This window comes from Brucella anthropi, assembly GCF_046630315.1.
GTDB lineage: Bacteria > Pseudomonadota > Alphaproteobacteria > Rhizobiales > Rhizobiaceae > Brucella > Brucella anthropi_A.
Genome location: NZ_LQBD01000037.1, coordinates 136462 through 157313 on the forward strand (window position 1 = coordinate 136462; position 20852 = coordinate 157313).

Below are 20852 nucleotides of genomic sequence, written 5' to 3' on the forward strand. Positions count from 1 at the left end.
TTATATTAGTATTACATTTTATACTTAGGATCGTTACCATCAATCTTTCACAAAACAAAACAATGTCAATACCCCGATTATATATAAGAATATATGAGATAAAATTCATTATAAACTTTCAGGACAACCGAGCATTGCATGCAAGACTTTCATATGGCTGCATGCAATCGGCCTGTTCTTGCCTGCCTGTTCAGGAAGCTGCGTATATCTGATCGCGGCTTTTCCGTTCTGGCGCAACCACGCGGCAAAACCGGCAATACCCAATCAACACGCACCATAATTATCTATAAAAATTTCACTTGAATCTAGAAGTCGCTCAATAATACCCTTTGTTTCATAGATTCTTTCTATTTTTATAGATAAAATGGAGGCGATATGTTGAACCAGGTGAAACGGGTGGGTGAAAATGCAGGAGAGATGCCGCCCGCACGGGATGGGGGACGCCTGCCCGAGGACGGGGTTCAACCGGACGAACGGCATGCGCCCGACAATGGGCGCAGATCGGACGAAGGGTGCGCGCGCCATGAAGGAGGCGGGTCGGGCGCCCGGCCCATAGAACATGAACGGCGCATATCCGCGCAGGAACGCAAATCCGGAGAAGGCGCGTGGACGCTTGCCAGAGCCCGCCTGCTCTATGATCTTCCGTTCAACGACCTTCTTTTCGAGGCGCAGAGCCTTCACCGCGCCAATTTCGACCCGAACCGCGTCCAGCTCAGCAAGCTGCTCAACATCAAGACCGGCGGCTGCCCCGAAGATTGCGGTTATTGCAGCCAGTCGGCGCATCATGCCTCGGGCCTGAAAGCCTCGAAACTGATGGATCTCGATACGGTTCTCAACGAAGCGCAGAAGGCAAAGGATAGCGGCGCGACGCGCTATTGCATGGGTGCCGCCTGGCGCAGCCCGAAGCCGCGCGACGAACCGGCGATTGTCGAGATGGTCAGAAAGGTGAAGGCGCTCGGGCTGGAAACCTGCATGACGCTCGGCATGTTGAGCCCGGATCAGGCGCAGACCTTTGCCGAAGCCGGCCTCGATTACTACAACCACAATATCGATACGTCGGAGCGGTTTTACCCGCAGGTCATCACGACGCGCAGTTTCGATGACCGGCTGGAAACGCTCGCCCATGTGCGGGAGGCGGGCATCAAGGTTTGCAGCGGCGGGATTCTCGGCCTTGGAGAAACCGAGGACGACCGCATCGACATGCTGGTGACGCTGGCAAATCTGCCAACCCCGCCCGAAAGCGTGCCGATCAACATGCTGATCCCGATGCCCGGCTCGCGGCTGGAAAAAGCCTTAGCCGTCGATCCAATCGCCTTTGTGCGCATCATCGCGCTTGCCCGCCTGATGATGCCGCAATCGCATGTGCGGCTGACGGCCGGGCGCAATGCGATGAGCGATGAAATGCAGGCGCTCTGCTTTTTCGCGGGCGCAAATTCGATCTTTATCGGCGACACGCTGCTGACCGCCGCCAATCCGGGCGAAGACCGTGACACGAGCCTCATGCGGCGGCTTGGCCTGACCGCCGATACCGTGGATGCGGGTGCATGAACGCCGATCCATTGGCCCGCTATGCCGCCAGGCTGAAAAACCTTGAGCGGCGCGGGCATCTGCGCAGGCTTTCGGATCATCGCGGCGCGGATTTCAGTTCGAACGACTATCTGGGCCTTGCCGCCGCGCCGCCGATCCGCGAGGCATTGATCGACGCGCTCAAGGACGGCCTTGCCAGCGGGGCGGGCGGCTCACGGCTGCTGCGCGGCAACCATCCGCAACACACGCTTCTGGAAGCTGAAGCCGCCGCCTGTTTTCGCGCGCCGTCGATGCTCTATTTCAGCACCGGCTATGCGGCAAATCTTGGCGTTCTCTCGACCTTGCCGCAACGTGGCGACCTGATCGCCCATGACGCGCTGATCCATGCCAGCGCGCATGAGGGCATGCGGGCCGGAAAGGCCGCCATCGTCTCCATCCCGCACAATGATGCGGAAGCCTTCGACACGGCGATCCGCACATGGCGCAACAAGGGGGGAAGCGGCACGCCATGGATTGTGGTGGAAAGCCTCTATTCGATGGATGGAGACTGCGCGCCGCTCTCCGATCTTGTTGAAATCGCCGACCGCCACGATGCCTTTCTCTTCATCGACGAAGCCCATGCCACAGGCGTGCACGGGCCGGACGGGCGCGGTTTTGCGGCGGGGCTGGAAGGCAGGCCGAATGTGCTTGTGCTCCACACCTGCGGCAAGGCCATGGGCAGCGCCGGCGGGCTGGTTGCGGCAGATCCGGTCCTGCGTGATTATCTCGTCAACCGCGCGCGGCCCTTCATCTATTCCACCGCGCCCTCCCCCTTGCAGCTCATGGCGACACGGCTGGCGCTGAAAACCATGGCGGCGGAAGACCATAGGCGGCATGAGCTGCACCGGCTTGTCGCCTTCGCCAATGCGCGCTTCGCCGGGCATTTCGGCAGGCCCAGCAGCGGAACGCAGATATTGCCGCTCATCATCGGCGATGCCGAACGCGCCTTGCGCATCGCGCGCCGCTTGCAGGCCGAGGGCTTCGACATACGCGCCATCCGCCCGCCGACAGTGCCCTCCGGCACGGCACGCCTGCGCATCACCATCACGCTCAATGTCGATGAACCCACAATAGCGCGCATGTTCGAGCGCCTTGCCGTCATCATGGCAGAGGAAACAATATGAACCGCACTTTCATTGTTACCGGCACCGATACGGGTATCGGTAAGACCGTCTTTTCCGCGGCGCTGGCCGGTGCGCTCGATGCCTGTTACTGGAAGCCGGTGCAATCGGGGCTGGACGAGGCGACCGACAGCCAAACCGTGGCAAGGCTGGCCGGGCTTTCGCGCCATCGGATCATCCCCGAAGCCTGGCGGCTGAAAACACCGGCTTCGCCGCATCTTGCGGCCCGGATCGACGGCGTGGAAATCGATGCGGACGCGCTGGAAGTGCCGGTGCTCGATGCGCCTCTGGTGATCGAAGGAGCAGGCGGGTTGCATGTCCCGCTGACGCGCCGCACGACATTCATCGATGTTTTTGCGCGCTGGCGAAAGCCGGTCATCCTCTGTGCAAGGACCGGCCTTGGAACCATCAACCACACATTGCTTTCGCTTGAGGCATTGAGCCGGCGCAATATTCCCGTACTCGGCATCGCCTTTATCGGCGAACCGCAACCTGACACCGAACAGATCATCCCGGACATGAGCGGCGTGCGCAGGCTGGGCCGGTTGCCGCCTCTGGCAAAGCTTGACCGGGACGGGCTTCGCCGCGCCTTTCGCGAACATTTCGACATGAACGCTTTTAACGAGGCTTCCGCATGACCGGGCATTCTTCTCCTGTCTGGCATCCCTTCACCCAGCACGCCACCGAACCGGCTTTCCGCAGGATCGTCAAAACCGAGGGCGCCTATCTGCACGATGAAACCGGCCGGTCGGTGCTGGACGCCATATCGTCATGGTGGGTGATTACCCATGGGCACCGACACCCGACGATCATGACGGCAATCCGCGATGCGCTGGAACGCTTCGACCAGATCATCTTTGCCGAGTTCACCCACGAACCGGCGGAAAGGCTGGCGCGGGGGCTGGTCGGGCTTGCGCCGCCGGGCCTTGCCCACGTCTTCTATTCCGACAGCGGCTCCACGGCGGTCGAGGTGGCGATCAAGATGGCGCTCGGTTTTTTTCACAACCGAAAAGAACCGCGTTCGCGCATCGTGGTGATGGAGCACAGCTATCACGGCGATACGATCGGCACCATGTCCACCGGCGCGCGCGGCGTGTTCAACGCGGCTTATGAACCCCTGCTGTTTGAGGTCGACACCATCCCGTTTCCATCCGCGGGACGAGAACAGGAAACGCTCGACGCGCTGGAGCGGTTCTGCCGCAGGGGCGATGTTGCCGCCCTGTTAATAGAGCCATTGGTGCTGGGGGCAGGCGGAATGAAAATCTATCCCGCGCATCTCCTGTCGGAGTTTTGGCGGATCACGCGCCGCTATGGAACGCTGATGATCGCCGATGAAGTAATGACGGGATGGGGACGCACCGGCACTCTTTTTGCCTGCGAACAGGCGTCCGTCACGCCGGATATTCTGTGCCTGTCCAAGGGCATTACCGGCGGCGCGCTGCCGCTGGCGGCGACGCTTGGCACGGCTGAAATCTTCGACGCGCATTTCTCGACCGATCGCAGCCGCACCTTCTTCCATTCCAGTTCCTACACGGCCAATCCGATTGCCTGCGCCGCCGCGTGCGCCAATATCGAAATCTGGCAGACCGAACCCGTCGCCAACCGCATCGCGGCACTGGCGCGCCAACATACGGAAAGGCTTGCCCGCTTTCAGGACGACCCCCGTTTCACCAATCTGCGCCAGCAGGGCACGATTGCCGCCCTTGATCTAGCTGTCGAAGAAACCGGCTATCTTTCCGATGCGGGACCGAAACTGAAAGCCTTTTTCCGCGAACGGGGGGTGCTTCTGCGCCCGCTCGGCAATGTGATCTATCTGATGCCGCCCTATTGCGTGACGCCTGCCGATCTGGACCTTGCCTATGATGCCATCGATGCGGCAGCCGACAGGATCGGGATGGCGGCGCGATGAAGAGCGCAAGCCGCATGGCGGGCTTTGGTCATTATGCGCCGGAGCGCCGGGTTGCAAATGCCGAACTGGAACAGCGGCTCGGGCTGGAATCCGGCTGGATCGAAAGGCGCACCGGCATCCGCGAAAGGCGGTGGGCGGCCCCCGGCGAAACCCTGACGGACATGGCCATGAAGGCCGGGAGAATGGCGCTCGATAATGCCGGTCCTTTGCGCCACACGGTCGGGCTTGTCATTCTTGCCACATCCACGCCCGACCATCTTCTGCCGCCTTCCGCGCCGCTTCTCGCCCACAAGCTGGGGCTCAAAAACTGCGGCGCGATCGATCTGGCGGGCGCCTGTTCAGGCTTTCTCTATGCGCTTGTGCTGGCAGACGGTTTTGTCAAAACGACCGGCAAGCCGGTTCTGGTGGTCGCCGCCAATATATTGAGCCGCCGCATCGACAGGAAGGCGCGCAACACGGCCATTCTTTTTGCCGATGCCGCCGGGGCCGTCCTGCTTGCGCCATCCGCCGACCCGCAGGCTGGACTGCGTGGATCGGCACTCCTGTCCGATGGCGAAAATTACGGCCTGATATCCATTCCCACGGGCGACACGAAAATGACCATGCCGGATGGAAAAGCCGTCTTCGCGCAGGCCGTGCGCCTGATGACGCATTGCGCGAGCGATGCGCTGGAACAGGCGCGGCTCACGCCCGCCGCTGTGGACAGGTTCTTTCCGCATCAGGCCAATGCGCGGATCATCGACACGGTCTGCGACCAGCTTGGAGTGCCCCGCTCCATCGCCGCCGGAACGATTAGCGCGTTCGGAAATTCATCAGCGGCGACGATACCGCTGTCGCTGTCGCTGGCCGCGCAATCACGGCCGTTTCAGCCGGGCGAACGGCTGCTCCTGTCGGCGGCGGGCGCCGGAATGCTCGCCGGGGCCGCAGTCTGGACCATGGGCGATGACTGAGGGCACTTACCGCAGGATGTCGGACAGGCGTTTCTGGTCTTTTTCGACACGCGCCAGATTGAGGCCCGCCAGAAGATCGAGAATATGGGTCTTCATCAGGGCGGCGGCATCCTCGCTCCTGTGCTTCTCCATCGCATCGACCAGCGCATGATGCGCATCGCTCTGGCAGGTCGTCTCCCGCCGTTCCCAATAGAGCGAAATGATGAGCGAGGAGCGCGGCAGCAGATCCCCCACGAAACCCGCAAGGATCGAATGGCCCGAAATTTCGGCCACATGCGTGTGAAACAGCGCGGAGAGCATGATCGCCTCGCTGTCGCGCCCGGCATGAAGCGCTTCATGCTCGTCGTTGAGATGCTGGCGCAATTGCCGGACCTGCTTCGGCTTGATGACTTTCGCGGCCAGTGCTGCCACTTCCGGCTCTATCAGCAGGCGCGCCTCAAACACTTCGCGCGCTTCCTCCGGTGAGGGTTCGGCCACGAAAGCACCGCGATTGGGTTCGAGCCGCACAAGCCTGTCTTGCGCAAGCGCCTGCAAGGCCGAGCGCACAAATGCGCGGCTGACCGCATAGATCGATGCCAGTTCGTCCTCCGGCAGCTTCGTGCCGGGGAGAAGCTTATGGCCAATCACCGCATCGCGCAGCCCCCTGTAGACCGGAAGCCAGCGCGCATTTCCGCCGCCATTCTGATCTGTCATGTTCGTATCGGCCAGGTTCATCGTCATCCAGTAGAATCTGTTCAAATGGCGGGCAAGATCGTGAGAGGCAATATTTGGCTATTCAATATCCATTCGCTTACATATCGAACACTGCTCCGGCGAGTGTCAACAATGTCGCGCACTCCAATGCACAAACGCCGCCAAAATCACGCAGGCCAACGCCTTTCCATTGCCTTTCCAGGGCCTTTCCAGGGCTTGTTTTGCGCGTTTCATCAGATTGTGGGCGAAAAAGCTTCAAAAATTCCCTGAAAACCCTTCATGCGCGGAAGCTGATAGCCCCCCAGCTTCGACGTCTTCAAGCCAAGATCGACAAGCCCCTCGCATAGCTTCACCGCGCACGTCACCCCGTCGATGACCGGCAGGCCATGTTCCCGCGACAGCGAGGCGGCAAGGTCGGCCATGCCCGCGCATCCAAGCACGATCGCCTCGGCGCGGTCTTCCCCGATCGCTTTTGCGATTTCGTTGGAAATCTTGCAGCGGGCATCCGATCCGGGGGTTTCGAGGTCGAGCACGGCAACATCGCTCGCACGGACCCGCGCGCAACGCGACGCCAGCCCATAGCGGGCGAGATTGTGCTCGATGGCCGGCACCGAGCGCGACAATGTCGTGACGACGCTGAATTTTCCGGCAATGAGACTTGCCATATGAAAAGCCGCCTCGCCGATCCCGATCACCGGCATGGTGCCGGTGCAGCGCGCCGCATCGAGGCCGGTATCGTCGAAACAGGCAATCACGCAGGCATCGGCGGCGGGATGTTTGCGGATTTCCCCGATCAGGCCCGGAATCGCAAAGACCTCGTCGAAATAACCTTCGATACTGGGCGGCCCATCGGGCGGGTTGGTCGCGATGATGGTCGTGTCGGTACGCGCCACGCTGCGCGCGGCCGCGCCGATCTTGTGCGTCATCGATGCAGTCGTATTCGGGTTGATGACAAGTATGTCCATGTTCTCGAACCAGCGAAATATTCATTCTTGGTGCAGATGGCGGCATGGCGCTTCAATGGAGCGTCACAGCCCGTCCCCTAATGCATGTCTCCCAAAAGTGGGAACCGCCTTCGCGGGGAAATCAGTCCACTGGACTGATTTCTGATCCCGCTACGATGGGATAAAGACATGCAGGAAAACAAAAACTTAAAGCGTGTCGTATGACTACGATAAAATGCGACACGCTTTATTGTGTCGGCGCGCGTTTGCGCCTTCCCCGGCATTGCCTGCCGGGGAAGCCATCGGGCATGGAATTGACGCCGGTAATGGCGACCGTCAAACCACTGACCGTGCCCGCAAGCATTGCCCCCGGCGCGAAGCCCGGCGTGGAATAAGGGTCGGCATTCATGCCCATCGACCGCGCGGCCACGCGGTACCGGGCAAGCGCGCGCAACGCGCGACCGGGTATTGTATCTTGCATGAAAGAACGCGGGCGCGGCGTTTCACCGGACAGAAGCGGGATCAGCGCCAGCCCCGGAGAGGCCGGTTTATATTGCGCATCCGGATGCGGCCCGCCGCTTATCGCACATTCCATGAAAACTGGCTCCCCCTGCGAAGGATCGGGCCCGCCTTCAGCAGAGCCGCAACCTCGCGACAGTTCATGACGGTTGGGAAGCCCGAAGCAGAAGTACCCCCTCCCCTGCTTCGGGCTGCTCAGGCCGATCGGTTGATCGACCTGACCGACAAACCGATCTTCAATTCCTGTCCGCAGCCTGGGAAACCGGCGCAGACAGACAGCCATTCGCAGCCGCGCAGGACGACTTCAGGAACAGGCTTCTAACAACTGCGCATCTATCGAGCATTTCAATTTCCCCCGCTTATCCTTGCCTTTCTCTCTTTCAATGGAGAAAGGATATATTCAGCTAAACACGCGCCCAAAATATTGTCAACAATACCAATATTTTTAATAAACGATTTTGCAATAGCGCGTCACCGATCCTGAAACGGCCCTGCCGCCATGCGGCTGCATGGCCTCGATGCCGGGACCATCAGCCGCCATTGACCAGCGCCAGAATGAGCTGGTGAACATTGCCGCCATTGCCCATCTCTATCCTGTCGAAGGCGCGGCCCCGAGCGCGCTGCACGCCCACCATATCGGTGATTTCCTTGATGAGCACCTTGCGCATCTTCTGGCATTTGGGATCGTTTTCAACCGACAGGCCGACGGTGCGGCGCACGATCTCGCGCGTCATGTCTCTCGCATGGTCGCCATGCACAAGCTCGTGCTTGCGAATGCCCTCAGAAAACCTCTCCCAATGTTCCTTCACCGGGGATTCCAGCTTTTGCGACGGTTTCGGCAGCGTATAGGTGATCTTCAGCTTCGGCGTGGCCGACAGGATCGTGCAGGCATTGTTGGAACGGTCGAACTGCCGGTCCCAGGTCAGCACATAGCTGGTATGGGCGATGACGCGGGTTTTGCCGCCGCCGATCTTCGGGCCGCGCTCGCCGATGGACTCATAGAGTTCCGGGCCGGTTTTCCCGGCAATGGCGTAGGTCTTGACCTCCTCGACGGCCTTCCAGCCGTCTTCAGCCAGCGCGGGGGCCGTCACCATAATTCCCAGTAATGCGCCTATTGCCGCTTTTCCCAAGGCCTGCCCCGTTCCATCGATTTTCCCGGACGATTTGCGGGCAAGCTACAATATCGAGCGGCTATGCGTAAGCAGCTTTCCGACAAAAACCTCGTTCCGATCAGGCTTTGTTGAAATAAACGACAGCTTTATCAGCGCTGCGCGTCACAGACTTGCTTTGTCCACAGCGGGCAAAAAGTTTGGCGATTGACTCCCACCCGCCATCAGCGTTTGATCCCTCTTCAGGTATGGGGTTCTGGGGCGGGAAACACTCCAAAGCAGAAGAACCATCTCTATATAACGCTACAATAATGGAGTTCTGTTGTGATCAAATCCACCAGACGGGGAATAATCCACCTTGCCTTTGCCCTTGCCGCATCGACGGCGATGGGCACCTTCGCCACGGCGGCCGAGGCCCAGGACAAGATCCTGCTCATCATCAACGGCGCGCTTGGCGACAAGTCGTTCTTCGACAGCGCCGCCAAGGGCATGAAGATGATCAAGGACAAATATGGCGACGAGGTCGAGACGAAGATTCTCGAAATCGGCGACGATCCGACCAAATGGGAGCCGGTGTTTCTCGATGCGTCGGAACAGGACTGGGACCTGATCATCGGCGGCACCTACCAGATGGCGGAAACCGTCGGCTCGGTCGCCCAGCAATATCCGGATAAGAAATACATTCTCTATGATGCGAGCGTGCCTTATGAAGAAGGCGGCTATGACAATGTCTATTCCATCCAGTACAAGCAGAACGAGGGTTCCTATCTCGGCGGCATGCTGGCGGCTTCGCTGCTGAAGGAAGGCAAGCTTGGCGATACGGGCAAGAATCTGGGCTTTCTCGGCGGCATGGACATTCCCGTCATCAACGATTTCCTCGTCGGCTATATTGCGGGTGCGCAATCCGTGATGCCCGATGCCAAGATCGCCATTTCCTATGCCGGTTCGTTCATGGATGCCGCAAAGGGCAAGGAACTGGGCCTCGCGCAATATCGTTCGGGCGTTTCGCTCGGCTTCGTCGTCGCCTCGCAGACCGGCCTCGGCCAGCTTTCGGCGGCGAAGGAAACCGGCAAATATGTGCTCGGCGTCGATTCCGATCAGGAAGCGATCTTCAAGGACAGCGACCCGGCCATTGCCAAGCAGGTTGTCAGCTCCGTCCTGAAGAATGTCGATGTCAGCCTTCTTCAGGCCTATGAGCGCTTCAAGGCGGGCGACCTGCCCTTCGGCAAGGCCGAAGCGCTTGGCCTCAAGGAAGGCGCTGTCGGCATTGTGGAGGACGGCAACATGGCAAGCATGGCCACGCAGGACATGAAGGATGCCATCAAGAAGGCTTCCGACGAGATTTCCGAAGGCAAGATCACGGTTCCGACCGCATTCGGCATGAGCACCGAGGATCTGAACGCAATCCGCAACAAGGTTCGTCCCTGATCGTGGAAAAACAAGCTGAAAACACCGAAGGCGGCGATGCTATCGTCGCCTTCCGCCCAATCGTGGCTTTCCGCGATGTGAGCAAGGTTTATCCGAACGGCACTGAGGCGCTGCGCGACGTGTCGTTTTCGATCCGGGCAGGCTCGATCCACGCCATTTGCGGCGAGAATGGCGCGGGCAAATCCACGCTCATGAAAATCCTGTTCGGCATTGAAAATGCCACGGCGGGCGAAATCGTGGTCGATGGCAGGCACATCGCCTCCTGGTCGCCGGAAGACGCCGCCGCAAGCGGCATCGGCATGGTGCACCAGCATTTCTCGCTCGTGCCGACGCTGACCGTCACCGAAAACATCATTCTCGGCCATGAGCCGGTGAAGGCGGGCCTGATCGACCGCGCGGGCGCGCGAAAGATGGTCGAGGAGCTGATGCAGCAATATGACCTGCATGCCGACCCGGATGCGATCACGGGCGCGCTTTCCGTCGCCGCCCAGCAGAAGGTTGAGATTTTGAAGGCGCTGGCGCGCCGCACGCGGCTTCTCATCCTCGACGAGCCGACCGCCGTTCTCTCTCCGCCGGAGATCGAGGAACTGATGCGGCGGCTGAAAAGCCTGCGCGACGAGGGCATCACCATTCTTTTCATTTCCCACAAGCTGAACGAAGTGCGCGAACTGGCCGAAAGCGTGACCGTGCTGCGCGCTGGCGCGGTTGCGGGCACGGAAAAGCTTGCCGATGTGCCGGACGATGCCATCATGCAAATGGTGATGGGCCATGCGGTCGATATCCCGAAGCGCGCGCACCGGCAGGGACCGGGCAGGACCGTCCTTGAAATGAAGGGCGTGACCACGGCGGCGCCCGACCCCGCCGACCGGATCAAGGATGTCAGCCTTACCATCGGCGCAGGCGAAATCGTCGGCGTGGCGGGCGTGGACGGCAGCGGCCAGCGCGGCCTCGTCTCGGTGCTGTCCGGCCTTGCGGAAGCGGCAGGCGGCGCGATCAGCCTCAACGGCGTCGATATGCTGCGCGCCGATACGGCAAGCTGGCGCAAAAAGGGCCTTGCCTATCTGCCCGCCGACCGCTTTTCGCAAGGCGGCGCGCCCGGCCTGTCGCTTGCCGAAAATGCGATAGCCGGGGTGGGGTCCGTCACCGCCGACAGGCAGATTTTCCGGGGGCCATTCCTGCGCTGGGGCGCCATCAAGGCGCGCGTCGGCGGCATGATAAGGCAATATTCGGTGCGCGCGGGCGCTATCACCGAAAGGCTCGATTCCCTTTCCGGCGGCAATGCGCAAAAGCTCATCGCCGCGCGCGAACTTGCCACCAATCCGAAATTCCTGATCGCCGACCAGCCGACGCGCGGCATTGATGTTTCGGCGGCGGCCTTCCTGCACCGCCGCATCGATGAAGTGGCGCAAGGCGGCGCAGCCGTTCTGCTGGTCAGCGCCGATCTGGATGAATTGCTGCGCTTGAGCGACCGCATCGTGGTGCTCTTCAACGGGCGCATTGTCGCCGTTCTGGAAAACGGACCAGACATAACACCAGCCGTCCTCGGACCGTATATGCTGGGGACACGTATATAATGCGCAGACTTGTATCCTATCTCATTCCCTTCTTCCTCACCGTGCTGGTGATCGCGGTCATCATGGCCGTGCTGCTGGTGCCGCTGGCGCTGATGCAGGACAATCCGGCAGGCGTTCTCAAGACGTTTTTCCTCGGGCCGTTCGGCAGCATCCGCCATATGGGCAATGTGGTGGAAGCGGCAACGCCGATCATGCTGACCGGCCTTGCGATCACCATCATGTTCCGTTCCGGCCTGTTCAATCTGGGCGCGGAAAGCGGCTTCTTCCTCGGCGCGCTCGGCGCGGTGGCGGGCGCGGTTCTGCTTCCTTCGCTCGGCTGGTTTTCGCTGCCGGTCGCCATCCTTTGCGGCGCGGTGGCGGGCAGCTTCGCCTGCACCATTCCGGCGGCGCTGCGGCTGCGCTTCGGCGCATCGGAAATGGTGACATCGCTCGTCTTGAACTATGCCTTCCTGTTTTTGGGCCTTTTCGTCCTCAATTATGTCATCCGCGATCCCAATGCGGGCGGGATGATGTCGCTTCGGATCCCGGCGGATGCCAAGCTCGACCGGCTTCTGGCGGGAACCCGCCTCAACAGCGGCTCGATCATCGCGGTTCTGGCCTGCATTGCAGGCGGCATCTGGCTTTACTGGACGCGCTCCGGCCTCAATATCCGCATAGCAGGCTCAAGCCCCGGTTTTGCCAATCATCTTGGCTTGCCGCTGAAAGGCATCATCATGCGCGCGCAGATCGTCGGCGGGCTGGTGGCCGGCATGGCGGGCGCACTGGAAGTGCTGGGCCTTCATGCCCGCTTTGCCTGGCTCGACCTGCCGGGCTATGGCTGGACCGGCCTCGTGGTCGCCATTCTGGCGCGCGAAAACCCGTTCCTGCTCATTCCATCCGCACTTTTCCTCGGTTTCGTGCAGGTGGGCGGCGATCTTCTGGCCCGCAACATGAACATCCCGACCGAAGTGGTGGGGCTGGTGACGGCGGCCATCATGGTGGGCGCGACGGCAAGCGTCATCCACAATCATCCAACCATATTGCGGCTGATCAGAAGCTTGCGCAATCGCGATGGAATACAGGCCGGAGTGCAGGCATGACGACCGTTCTCGCACAAATTCTCGATCCGCATTTCATCGGCACCATCCTGCGCGTGGCAACGCCGTTGCTGCTGGCAGCACTCGGCGTGATGATTTCCGACCGCGCGGGCGTGCTCAATATCGGCATGGAAGGCATGATGCTGGTTGCGGCCCTCATCGCCGTTCTGGCCAGCGCTGCAACGGGAAGCCCTGCCATCGGCCTTCTGGCGGCGCTCGTGGTCGGCGCGCTTCTCGGCTGGCTGATGTCGCTTTCGGTCAACCGGCTTGGCACCGATCTCATCATGACCGGCATCGCGCTCAACATCGCGGCGGCGGCGGCAACCACGCTCGGGCTATTCCTTGCCACCGGCGACAAGGGCATGTCGGGCGCGCTCAAAAGCGGCGCGCTGCCAAGCCTTGCCGTGCCTTTCATCGGCAATATCCATGTGCTGACTTTCGCGGCACTTATGGCGGTTCCGGCGGTCAGCCTGATGATGATGCGCACGCGCTTCGGCCTGCATCTGCGCGCCACCGGCGTCGATCCGAAATCGGCGCGCGCCGCAGGCATCCATACGGGCCGGGTGCAGATGATGGCGCTCATCCTCTCCGGCCTTTTCGGCGGGGCGGCAGGCGCCTATCTGTCGCTTGGCTATGTCACATGGTTTGCCCAGAACATGACCGCCGGGCGCGGTTTCATCGCCATTGCAGCGGAAGTCATGGGACAGGGCACCGCATGGGGAACGCTCGTGGCAAGCCTGGTTCTGGCGGCGGCGGAATCGATCGCCATCACGCTGCAAAGCCTCGGCCTGCCTTTCGAGCTGATGCAGATGATCCCCTATCTCGTCCCGGTCGTCGTGCTGACGATCCACGCGGCGCGGCGTCAACGGCGCGCCAAGCAACTGAAAAACACCTGAAATGAGCATGAAATGAAAGCCTGGGAACTGACGCGCGATCTGCTGCGCGACACAAAGCCTGTCATACGCACGGCGGAGGAGCAGACATGGGATGCAAGCGCCGTCATGAAGGCGCAGGACGATCTCGTCGCCCTGTTCTGGAAAAGCAATGTGCCGGGATCGGCAGCGCCCGAATGCCTGATGGCCGGTGCGCTGCAATCGCTGGAAAACAAGGGCTTTGTCCTCGCCCCTTATGAAGAACTGCTGCGCGACGGGCTTGCCGCACTTGGAAAAGGCGATTTTGAAACGCTTTATCGCATCGACATGCGCCTGCGCATCCTGATGCGTGCCGCCCAACCCGATCCGGACCACCCGTCGCAAAAGACGGTGCGCTATCGCTCATGGGACGCATTCGACGCCGCCGTTCAATGGCCGGACGATGTGCTCTATGCCGTCCAGTCCGATGATTTCCGCGACCGCACCGCCGCCGCATGGATGGCGCAGCTTGTGGGTGCCGCCGCCGGAACGGCGCTGGAAGGCTATACGGCGGAAAACATCGCCGAAGCCTTCGGCCCGATCCGCGATTATGTGCGTGAGCCCAACACCTATAATGACGACATCACCTTCGAGATCGCCTTTCTGGAAGCCTTTGGCGACAAGGGTTCGGCTGTCACCAGCGCCGACATTGCCGAGCGCTGGACAGCGCTGATCCCGCTTGGCTGGTCGGCGGAGGCAATCGCGCTTTCCAATATGCGCCGCGGCCTCACCCCGCCTGAAACCAGCACGTGCGACAACCCGTTCGACGAATGGATCGGCGCGCAGATGCGCGGCGTCATCTGCGGCATGGTGGTGCCGGGCCGAGCCCGCGAAGCGGCCCGCCTCGCCTTCATGGATGCGGAAATCTCCCATGCCGGAAACGGCATATTGGGCGAGGTGTTCAATGCCGTCATGGCGGCGCGCGCCTTTGCGGTTCAAGACACCCGCGAATTGCTTGTCTCGACGGCAGCGCTTTTTTCGACCGATACCGAATATGGCGCGGTTCTGGCCTTCGCGCTCGATGCCTGCCGTTCTGCCGGCAGCTGGCAGGACGCCTGGGCGAAATGCGATGCGGAATATGCCGAATATAACTGGATTCACGTCTATCCGAATGCAGCCGCACAGGTGATTGCGCTATGGTTCGGCGAAGGCGATTTCGACCGCACGCTGGAAATCGTCTGCGGCATCGGCCATGACGTGGACTGCAATGCTGCCCAAATCCTCTGTATCATCGCCATCCAGCACGGCTCCGGCATCATGGAAGAACGGTGGTCCAGGCCGCTTCTGGCCGACGACATCGTTACCTATATGCGCCGCCCGGCGAAAATCTCCTTCGACGCGCTTGTCGACCAGACAGTCAGCGCCGCCCGAAACGCCCTTTAAATCCCCTTATCAGGAAACCATCATGGCCCGTAAAATCATTATCGATACCGATCCCGGTCAGGACGATGCCGTCGCCATTCTTCTGGCGCTCGCAAGCCCGGAACTCGACATTCTCGGCATCACCGCGGTCGCAGGCAACGGCCCGCTGGCCCGCACCGAGATCAACGCCCGCACGGTCTGCGAAGTGGCGAAGAAGCCCGGCACAAAAGTGTTTGCAGGCTCCATCCGCCCCCTGGTGCGCACGCTTGTGACGGCTGAAAACGTCCACGGCAAGACCGGCCTCGACGGCTACGACCTGCCGGTCCCGACCATGCCGCTCCAGGCGCAGCATGGCGTCGATTTCATCATCGAAACGTTGATGAGGGAAGAACCGGGCACCGTCACGCTCTGCCCGCTCGGGCCGCTCACCAACATCGCCTCCGCACTGATCCGCGAGCCGAAGATTGCCGGGCGCGTCAAGGAAATCGTGCTGATGGGCGGCGGCTATTTCGAGGGCGGCAACATCACGCCCTCGGCGGAATTCAACATCTATGTCGATCCGCACGCCGCGGCCGTCGTGTTCAAATCCGGCATCAGGATCACCATGCTGCCGCTCGATGTGACGCACAAGGTGCTGACCACCGAAAAGCGCATCGCCGCCATTCGCGGCATCGGCACCCATGTCGGCGAAGTGGTCGCGGCATGGCTCGAATTCTTCGAGCGCTATGACGAAGCCAAATACGGCACCGATGGCGGCCCGCTGCATGACCCGAACGTCATTGCCTATCTCATCAAGCCGGAACTTTATTCCGGACGGGAATGCAATGTGGAAATCGAGATCAATTCAGAGCTGACCATCGGCGAAACAGTCGTCGACTGGTGGGAAGTGACCGACCGCCCGAAGAACGCGCTCTTCATCAAGGATGTGGATGCGGACGGCTTCTTCAGCCTGCTGACCGAACGTCTCGCAACGCTCTAGGACATAATTAAGCCACAAAAAAGCCGCGAGCGCCTTATTCTCGCGGCTTCTTCGCCATATTTGACAAGCGGTTTTTGTGCAGTTTTCCGCTCAAAATGAGCGAAATTGGCACAAACAGCCCCGGATTTTCATTCTGCCTTATTTTGCAGAAGCGCTGCCACTTCAGCCGCAGTCGGTGCAGCCGCGCCAGCACCCGGTCTTGTGACCGCAATTGCACCCGCTGCCGAACCGTACCGCACGCAATCATGCAGGGACTGGCCCTGCGAGAAAGCGACCGCGAAACCACCGTTGAAACTGTCACCGGCGGCAACCGTATCCACCACCTGAACCTTGAACGGCGCGAAGTGTTTCACCTCATCCGCCGTCACCAGCAGCGCACCGCGACTGCCGAGCTTGACGATGACGATCTTCGGCCCGCGTTCCAGAAGATTGCGCGCGGCGGCTTCCGCTGAAGCCAGATCGGTCGGCTCGATGCCGGTGATTTCTGCGGCTTCCGTCTCGTTGGGAGAAATGATGTCGCTGAGCGCAATCAGGTCCGCCATATGGCTTGCATCGCCGACCGGGGCCGGATCGAGCAGAACGCTGCCGCCTGCCGCCCGCACGGCCTTTGCCACGGCCAGATTGGCAATATGGGGAACTTCGCGCTGCAACAGCGTGATCTTTGCCCTGGCAATATCGGCGGCATAGGCATCGATATCGGCCGCCGACCAGCGCGCATTGGCACCAGCGCAAACCGCAATCGTGTTCTGCCCCGCTTCCTCCACCTGAATGATCGCCATGCCCGTATCGACGCCGTCAATCACGCGCACGCTTTCGGTATTGAGGCCAAATTCCTGCATCTGCTTCACGGCAAGTTCGCCAAAGGCATCATTGCCGACGGCGCCGACGAAGCGAATGTCGCCGCCAAGCTTTGCCACCGCAACCGCCTGATTGGCACCCTTGCCGCCAAGGCCGATACCATAGCCCGATGCATTCACCGTCTGCCCCGGACGCGGCAGCGCGGCCATCCGGGCGCTGACATCCACATTCACACTGCCGAAAACAAAAATCTTCAACGGCTTTCTCCATCACTTTGTCGCCGCACAATAACCGCGCCGACACAAAACTTCCACGCCGGGCTTGTCGCCATGCACAGCCCGTGAAAAAGCCGCGGATTGCTCCGCGGCTTCATCATCTGCCCTGTTTAGAAGGCTTATTCGGCTTTCAGGAACTCGCCCACTTCCAGCAGCACGAATTCATTGTCATCCACCTTGTCGAGCGCACGGCCTGCCGAGAACGGCAGATTGTTGTCGTTGCCGACCACGATATGCGTGTCGTCCACCCGGTCCACATTCTCGATGGTGAGGAACGGCATGTCGTAAATGCCCTCGCGCCCGCCCTGGCGGCGCTTGTTTTCCGGGTCGGCAATGGCCAGCAGATCGATATAGCCGATCTTGCGCACGTCCTTGCCGACATTGCTGTCGTCGAAGGCGATCTTGTAGATGCGCTTCACCTTCGACGGCACATCGAAGCAATCGGCCTGCGGCTTCTTCGGATCGGCGCAGGCCTTGTCCGCCGTGCCGACGCCGTTGTCGCGCTCGATGACCAGCGCCGTGGTTTCATCCAGCATGTTGAAATCGCCGATGGCTTCGCCGCCTTCCGCCAGCGGATAAAGCCAGGAGCGGCCTGTCCACTTTTTGTCCGGCACGCTGAACTCGATGACGCGCAGGCCGGTCTTGCCGCTCGCGGTCTTTTCCGGCGCGCTATCGACAAATAACGGGCCTTCCAGAAGACCATAAAGCTTCGAACCGTCCTTCGACATGGCCAGCCCCTCGAAACCGCCGGAGCGCTTCAGATTATAGGCCGGGAGCTTGAGGCTCGGATTGGCGGGCAGAGCAAGTTTCGGATTGTCCGGCGACACCACTTCCGTCTCGCCAACGAAAGTCGGGATAACGTCGGTGAGCTTGCCGTCCGTGTCGAATTTCAACAGGAACGGACCAAACTCCTCGCCGACCCAGAAACCATCCGCCACCGGCTGGATGGATTCCACATCGAAGTCGGCGCCGGTCAGATAGCGCTTTTCAGCGCCTTCCATGACAATGGGAAACGGAGCCTTCCGGTCGGGATCGCTGAGGAACACGGTTTTGACGCGCTCGACCGTTCCCTTGTCCCAGTCGAACTTGACATTGTGCAGCATCAGCATGGCATCGGGCGAATTGAGCTTCGAGCCGAAGCCATTGTCGGACAGGGACCAGAAGCTGCCGTCTTCCATGGTCTTGATGCCGGAAAAGCCCTGGACCGGCTGGCCGTCGAACGGCACGGAAAAGCCGGTCTTGCGCACGCCGTCCTTGCCTTCCACCGTGCCGATGCCCTCAGCGCGCTTGCGGTCGGCGGTGGTGAACTTGCCCGATGTCTTCAGATGTTCAGCCGCATCCTTCGGCGCGGCGATGATCGTGTTGCCGGGCAGGATGGCATGGGCCTTGAGCGTGGCGGGAAAAGCCTTTTCTTCGGCGGAGGCCGGAAATGCCAATGCAACGGCACCGGCCAGCATGGTCGAGGCGACAAGACGCGATATCATGATAAGTCCCTGTTTGAATTCAAATACAGGGACGCAATTAGGCTGGTTTTGTATCGCTGGCTTGACGCTTCCATGAAGCTTTGACGAAAGCCCCCGGCTTTCACCGGGGGCCGACTGCCTTATAAAGTTGCTACACAGCGATCTTTCCGCCGCCCTGTTTCGTGATTGCCACCACGGCGGGCCGCACCGGCATATCGTCCCGGAAGTCCGGCCAGCGGGTGGACAGGTCCTCGTAATAGGACGGACGGCCATGACCGTCCCAATCCTCGCCGCCGTCGCCCGGATGCTGCACGGCAACGAAAGCCGTCTCGTCATCGGGTGCGAAGAGCGGGCCGCACATTTCCGCCCCCACCGGCACGCGGTAGAACAGTTTGGACGTCGCGCGCGCATCGCCTTCGGTATCGACCGCCCAAAGCCCGTCCGTGCGGCCTGTATCCTTGTTGCTGTTGCCATCGGTTGCGACCCACAGCCGACCGGCGCTGTCGACGGCGGCATTGTCCGGCATGCCGAACCAGCCATTGCGCGTGGTGTCGGTGGAGAAGCTGGCGCCGACTTCGGCGACCGAAGGATCGCCGCATTTCAGCAGCACTTCCCATTTTCCGGTCGTGGCGGCAAAATCCTGCCCGTCTTCCTCGATCTCGATGATATGGCCAAAGGCATTCTTGGCGCGCGGATTGGCGGCATCCACCTGATCGTCCTTGCGCTTGGTGTTGTTGGTGAGCATGACATAAACACGGCCATTGACCGGGTTCGGCTGCACATCTTCGGGGCGATCCATCTTTGTGGCGCCGAGAAGATCGCCCGCGCGCCGGGTTTCGATCAGCACATCGGCCTGACTTTTGAAACCGTTCGCTTCGGTCAGCGGACCCTCACCGAACACCAGCGGCATCCACTCCACCTTGCCGTCCTCATGGAATTTGGCCACGTGCAGCGTGCCTTCATCCAGCAGGTCCATATTGGCGGCGCGATCATCCGGGTTGAACTTGCCCGCCGTCACGAACTTGTAGACATAATCGAAGCGTTCGTCGTCGCCGAGATAAAAGACCACGCGCCCATCCTTGTTGACGATGGATTCCGCCCCTTCATGCTTGAAACGGCCAAGCGCGGTGCGCTTCTTCGGCACGGAATTGGGATCGGACACATCAACCTCGACAATCCAGCCGAAGCGGTTCGGTTCGTTCGGCTCCTTGGAAACGTCGAAACGGTCGTAGAAACGGCCCCATTCATAGGAACCTTCCGGAATGCCCATGCGCTTGTAATTGGCCGCTTCCGCGTGGCCTTCCGGCAGTTCGCCGATGAAATAGCCGTGGATGTTTTCCTCGGCCATGATGTAGGTGCCCCATGGCGTGACGCCGCCCGCACAATTGTTGATCGTGCCGAAAACCCTGGTGCCGGATGGATCGGCCTTGGTCTTGACGCGGTCATGACCCGCGACCGGGCCGCTCAGCGCCATCTCGGTATTGGAGGTGATGCGGCGGTTTTTCGCGCCGTCGAGCACCGGCTGCCATTTGCCGTCCTGCCTGCGGATTTCGACAATCGTGCCGCCATGGGCCGCCATTTCGATATCCACCTGTTCCTTGGAGAGCGGAGCCTGCTCCACCTTGCCATCGACGATCTTGACGAGGCCGGGGAACATGAGATGCGGATTGGTATATTCGTGATTGACGACCAGAAGCCCGTGTTCGGGCGATCCGTCGATGGCGATATAGCCGACATAGTCATTATTATAGCCGAACTGGCGCCCCTGCGCTTCGGCTGACTGTTTGGTCGGATTGAATTCCGGCGCATCGGCGAAAAGCCTGTCGCCCCAGCGCAAAAGCACATCGGCATCATAGCCTTCCGCGACATGGTGATGGGCATCGACACCGGCTTCCACCTCCTTGAAGGAAAAGGCCGAACCGGAGGCGGCGCGCGCATCGCCGGCGCTCAACAGCGCAAGCGGGCTGACGGTTGCCGCAATGGCCGAGACAGCGAGCGAGCCGCGCAGAAAGCCGCGGCGGGAAAAGCGGCGGCTGATGATTTCGCCCATGGTGGGATTATCGGACGGATTGCGCGGATCGGCATCGGCTTCTTCCAACTGGCTGGTCTTGAACAGACTTTGCTGGGAAAGAGTATCGGACATTGCTGGCTCCCTATTGAACATTGGAGCCGCAA

General features: G+C 60.7%; 18 protein-coding genes. 11 read left to right on the top strand and 7 right to left on the bottom strand.

Going from position 1 to position 20852, the window contains the following annotated elements; translation table 11 throughout:
• Nucleotides 1-375: 375 nt before the first annotated feature.
• From bioB to AVM02_RS17435, 5 genes are read left to right on the top strand one after another with little or no spacing between them, the layout of a single operon-like run.
• Nucleotides 376-1548, top strand: a complete 1173-nt coding sequence (bioB, locus tag AVM02_RS17415) for a biotin synthase BioB (protein WP_411508171.1) — start codon at nucleotides 376-378, stop codon at nucleotides 1546-1548.
• Nucleotides 1545-2690 carry an 8-amino-7-oxononanoate synthase gene (locus AVM02_RS17420; RefSeq protein WP_411508172.1) on the top strand — a complete coding sequence of 382 codons (1146 nt, stop codon included), beginning with the start codon at nucleotides 1545-1547 and terminating at the stop codon, nucleotides 2688-2690. The genes bioB and AVM02_RS17420 overlap by 4 nt, the downstream gene beginning before the upstream one ends.
• Nucleotides 2687-3325, top strand: a complete 639-nt coding sequence (gene bioD / locus AVM02_RS17425; RefSeq protein WP_411508173.1) for a dethiobiotin synthase — start codon at nucleotides 2687-2689, stop codon at nucleotides 3323-3325. The genes AVM02_RS17420 and bioD overlap by 4 nt, the downstream gene beginning before the upstream one ends.
• The gene (locus AVM02_RS17430) at nucleotides 3322-4596 is read left to right on the top strand and encodes an adenosylmethionine--8-amino-7-oxononanoate transaminase (protein ID WP_411508174.1); all 1275 of its coding nucleotides are present in this window, start codon (nucleotides 3322-3324) and stop codon (nucleotides 4594-4596) included. The genes bioD and AVM02_RS17430 overlap by 4 nt, the downstream gene beginning before the upstream one ends.
• On the top strand, nucleotides 4593-5546 hold the full coding sequence (locus tag AVM02_RS17435) for a beta-ketoacyl-ACP synthase III (protein ID WP_411508175.1): 954 nt from the start codon (nucleotides 4593-4595) through the stop codon (nucleotides 5544-5546). The genes AVM02_RS17430 and AVM02_RS17435 overlap by 4 nt, the downstream gene beginning before the upstream one ends.
• A gap of 6 nt (nucleotides 5547-5552) precedes the next feature.
• Here the strand turns inward: AVM02_RS17435 and AVM02_RS17440 are convergent, their stop codons facing one another.
• The 4 genes from AVM02_RS17440 to AVM02_RS17455 form a co-directional block, all read right to left on the bottom strand.
• On the bottom strand, nucleotides 5553-6260 hold the full coding sequence (locus AVM02_RS17440) for a GntR family transcriptional regulator (protein ID WP_411508213.1): 708 nt from the start codon (nucleotides 6258-6260) through the stop codon (nucleotides 5553-5555).
• A 212-nt stretch (nucleotides 6261-6472) separates the two neighbouring features.
• On the bottom strand, nucleotides 6473-7204 hold the full coding sequence (locus AVM02_RS17445) for an aspartate/glutamate racemase family protein (RefSeq protein ID WP_411508176.1): 732 nt from the start codon (nucleotides 7202-7204) through the stop codon (nucleotides 6473-6475).
• A 226-nt stretch (nucleotides 7205-7430) separates the two neighbouring features.
• The gene (locus tag AVM02_RS17450; protein WP_411508177.1) at nucleotides 7431-7778 is read right to left on the bottom strand and encodes a hypothetical protein; all 348 of its coding nucleotides are present in this window, start codon (nucleotides 7776-7778) and stop codon (nucleotides 7431-7433) included.
• Nucleotides 7779-8232: 454 nt separating this feature from the next.
• Nucleotides 8233-8796 carry a DUF922 domain-containing Zn-dependent protease gene (locus AVM02_RS17455; RefSeq protein ID WP_411508178.1) on the bottom strand — a complete coding sequence of 188 codons (564 nt, stop codon included), beginning with the start codon at nucleotides 8794-8796 and terminating at the stop codon, nucleotides 8233-8235.
• 339 nt (nucleotides 8797-9135) lie between these two features.
• Between AVM02_RS17455 and AVM02_RS17460 the strand changes: the two genes are divergently transcribed.
• From AVM02_RS17460 to AVM02_RS17485, 6 genes are read left to right on the top strand one after another with little or no spacing between them, the layout of a single operon-like run.
• On the top strand, nucleotides 9136-10239 hold the full coding sequence (locus AVM02_RS17460) for a BMP family ABC transporter substrate-binding protein (RefSeq protein ID WP_411508179.1): 1104 nt from the start codon (nucleotides 9136-9138) through the stop codon (nucleotides 10237-10239).
• A 2-nt stretch (nucleotides 10240-10241) separates the two neighbouring features.
• Nucleotides 10242-11813, top strand: a complete 1572-nt coding sequence (locus AVM02_RS17465; RefSeq protein ID WP_411508180.1) for an ABC transporter ATP-binding protein — start codon at nucleotides 10242-10244, stop codon at nucleotides 11811-11813.
• The gene (locus tag AVM02_RS17470; protein ID WP_411508181.1) at nucleotides 11813-12892 is read left to right on the top strand and encodes an ABC transporter permease; all 1080 of its coding nucleotides are present in this window, start codon (nucleotides 11813-11815) and stop codon (nucleotides 12890-12892) included. The genes AVM02_RS17465 and AVM02_RS17470 overlap by 1 nt, the downstream gene beginning before the upstream one ends.
• A complete protein-coding gene (locus tag AVM02_RS17475; RefSeq protein WP_411508182.1) occupies nucleotides 12889-13785 on the top strand; it encodes an ABC transporter permease in 897 nt (298 codons plus the stop codon). The genes AVM02_RS17470 and AVM02_RS17475 overlap by 4 nt, the downstream gene beginning before the upstream one ends.
• A gap of 12 nt (nucleotides 13786-13797) precedes the next feature.
• Nucleotides 13798-15183 (top strand): ADP-ribosylglycohydrolase family protein, encoded by a 1386-nt coding sequence (locus tag AVM02_RS17480; protein WP_411508183.1) that lies wholly within the window; start codon nucleotides 13798-13800, stop codon nucleotides 15181-15183.
• Nucleotides 15184-15205: 22 nt separating this feature from the next.
• Nucleotides 15206-16141, top strand: coding sequence for a nucleoside hydrolase (locus tag AVM02_RS17485; RefSeq protein WP_411508184.1), 936 nt, complete (start codon nucleotides 15206-15208; stop codon nucleotides 16139-16141).
• Nucleotides 16142-16269: 128 nt separating this feature from the next.
• Here AVM02_RS17485 and rbsK read toward each other — a convergent pair whose 3' ends face one another.
• The 3 genes from rbsK to AVM02_RS17500 all read right to left on the bottom strand — a co-directional run bounded on the left by rbsK (nucleotide 16270) and on the right by AVM02_RS17500 (nucleotide 20820).
• Nucleotides 16270-17148, bottom strand: coding sequence for a ribokinase (gene rbsK / locus AVM02_RS17490; RefSeq protein ID WP_411508214.1), 879 nt, complete (start codon nucleotides 17146-17148; stop codon nucleotides 16270-16272).
• Between the two features lie 185 nt (nucleotides 17149-17333).
• The gene (locus tag AVM02_RS17495) at nucleotides 17334-18698 is read right to left on the bottom strand and encodes an esterase-like activity of phytase family protein (RefSeq protein ID WP_411508185.1); all 1365 of its coding nucleotides are present in this window, start codon (nucleotides 18696-18698) and stop codon (nucleotides 17334-17336) included.
• A gap of 130 nt (nucleotides 18699-18828) precedes the next feature.
• Nucleotides 18829-20820 (bottom strand): PhoX family protein, encoded by a 1992-nt coding sequence (locus AVM02_RS17500; RefSeq protein ID WP_411508186.1) that lies wholly within the window; start codon nucleotides 20818-20820, stop codon nucleotides 18829-18831.
• Between the last annotated feature and the right edge of the window lie 32 nt (nucleotides 20821-20852).

Coding starts and splice junctions, on each gene's coding strand:
- AVM02_RS17470 (WP_411508181.1), top strand. CDS start 11,813: ATGCGCAGACTTGTATCCTATCTCATTCCCTTCTTCCTCACCGTGCTG.
- AVM02_RS17500 (WP_411508186.1), bottom strand. CDS start 20,820: ATGTCCGATACTCTTTCCCAGCAAAGTCTGTTCAAGACCAGCCAGTTG.
- AVM02_RS17445 (WP_411508176.1), bottom strand. CDS start 7,204: ATGGACATACTTGTCATCAACCCGAATACGACTGCATCGATGACGCAC.
- AVM02_RS17495 (WP_411508185.1), bottom strand. CDS start 18,698: ATGATATCGCGTCTTGTCGCCTCGACCATGCTGGCCGGTGCCGTTGCA.
- AVM02_RS17440 (WP_411508213.1), bottom strand. CDS start 6,260: ATGAACCTGGCCGATACGAACATGACAGATCAGAATGGCGGCGGAAAT.
- bioB (WP_411508171.1), top strand. CDS start 376: ATGTTGAACCAGGTGAAACGGGTGGGTGAAAATGCAGGAGAGATGCCG.
- AVM02_RS17420 (WP_411508172.1), top strand. CDS start 1,545: ATGAACGCCGATCCATTGGCCCGCTATGCCGCCAGGCTGAAAAACCTT.
- AVM02_RS17475 (WP_411508182.1), top strand. CDS start 12,889: ATGACGACCGTTCTCGCACAAATTCTCGATCCGCATTTCATCGGCACC.
- AVM02_RS17480 (WP_411508183.1), top strand. CDS start 13,798: ATGAAAGCCTGGGAACTGACGCGCGATCTGCTGCGCGACACAAAGCCT.
- bioD (WP_411508173.1), top strand. CDS start 2,687: ATGAACCGCACTTTCATTGTTACCGGCACCGATACGGGTATCGGTAAG.
- AVM02_RS17450 (WP_411508177.1), bottom strand. CDS start 7,778: ATGGAATGTGCGATAAGCGGCGGGCCGCATCCGGATGCGCAATATAAA.
- AVM02_RS17435 (WP_411508175.1), top strand. CDS start 4,593: ATGAAGAGCGCAAGCCGCATGGCGGGCTTTGGTCATTATGCGCCGGAG.
- AVM02_RS17455 (WP_411508178.1), bottom strand. CDS start 8,796: ATGGTGACGGCCCCCGCGCTGGCTGAAGACGGCTGGAAGGCCGTCGAG.
- AVM02_RS17485 (WP_411508184.1), top strand. CDS start 15,206: ATGGCCCGTAAAATCATTATCGATACCGATCCCGGTCAGGACGATGCC.
- AVM02_RS17430 (WP_411508174.1), top strand. CDS start 3,322: ATGACCGGGCATTCTTCTCCTGTCTGGCATCCCTTCACCCAGCACGCC.
- rbsK (WP_411508214.1), bottom strand. CDS start 17,148: ATGGCCGCGCTGCCGCGTCCGGGGCAGACGGTGAATGCATCGGGCTAT.